1 protein-coding gene is annotated in these 1,226 nt (G+C 62.9%); it reads left to right on the top strand.

What is annotated here, in order from left to right; translation table 11 throughout:
* Nucleotides 1–13 precede the first annotated feature (13 nt).
* Nucleotides 14–1,226, top strand: a 1,213-nt coding sequence (locus tag ACR0C6_RS21280) for a sulfoacetaldehyde acetyltransferase (RefSeq protein WP_480621090.1), incomplete at its 3' end; no start/stop codon positions are given.

Raw genomic sequence — 1,226 nt, 5'->3', positions numbered from 1 at the left:
AGGAAACACCCCTATGAAGATGACGACGGAAGAGGCCTTTGTTAAGGTTTTGCAGATGCATGGTATTGAACATGCGTTTGGGATCATTGGCTCTGCGATGATGCCGATTTCGGATCTGTTTCCGAAGGCTGGGATCATGTTCTGGGACTGTGCGCATGAGGGCAGCGCGGGGATGATGGCGGATGGCTACACCCGGGCGACCGGCAAGATGTCGATGATGATCGCGCAGAACGGTCCGGGCATCACCAACTTTGTGACCGCCGTCAAGACTGCCTACTGGAACCACACCCCGCTTCTGCTGGTGACCCCGCAGGCGGCCAACAAGACCATCGGTCAGGGGGGCTTTCAGGAAGTCGAGCAGATGAAGCTGTTCGAGGACATGGTCGCCTATCAGGAAGAGGTCCGCGACCCGACCCGCGTCTGCGAGGTTCTGAACCGTGTGATCATGCAGGCCAAGCGCGCCAGCGCCCCGGCCCAGCTGAACATCCCGCGCGACATGTGGACCCAGGTTGTCGATATCGACCTGCCCGCCATTGTCGAGTTCGAGCGCCCCTCGGGTGGCGAAACCGCCGTGGCCCAGGCGGCCGAGCTGCTGTCGAACGCCAGAAACCCTGTCATTCTGAACGGCGCCGGTGTGGTTCTGGCCGAAGGCGGCATCGAGGCGTCGAAAGCGCTGGCCGAGCGTCTGGATGCGCCGGTCTGCGTCGGCTACCAGCACAATGACGCCTTCCCGGGCAGCCACCCGCTGTTTGCCGGTCCGCTGGGCTATAACGGTTCGAAAGCGGGGATGGAGCTGATCAGCGAGGCGGATGTTGTCCTGTGCCTCGGCACCCGTCTGAACCCGTTCTCGACCCTGCCGGGCTATGGCATCAACTACTGGCCCGCGGATGCCAAGATCATCCAGGTCGACATTAACCCCGACCGTATCGGCCTGACCAAAGCGGTCAGCGTCGGCATCATCGGCGACGCTGCCAAGGTTGCAAAGGGTATTCTGGCCCAGCTGAGCGACACCGCCGGTGACGAAGGCCGCAAGGAGCGCAAAGAGCGCATCGCGCAGAAGAAATCGGCCTGGGCGCAGGAACTGACCTCGATGACCCACGAGGATGACGATCCGGGCACCACCTGGAACCAGCGTGCCCGCGCGGCCAAGCCCGACTGGATGAGCCCCCGCATGGCGTGGCGCGCGATTCAGGCGGCGCTGCCGAAAGAGGCGATCATCAGCTCGG

It is taken from the genome of Ruegeria sp. AL12 (genome assembly GCF_056540885.1).
Note: the sequence above shows the minus strand (reverse complement) of the source record. Positions and strands in the feature narration are given on the sequence as shown.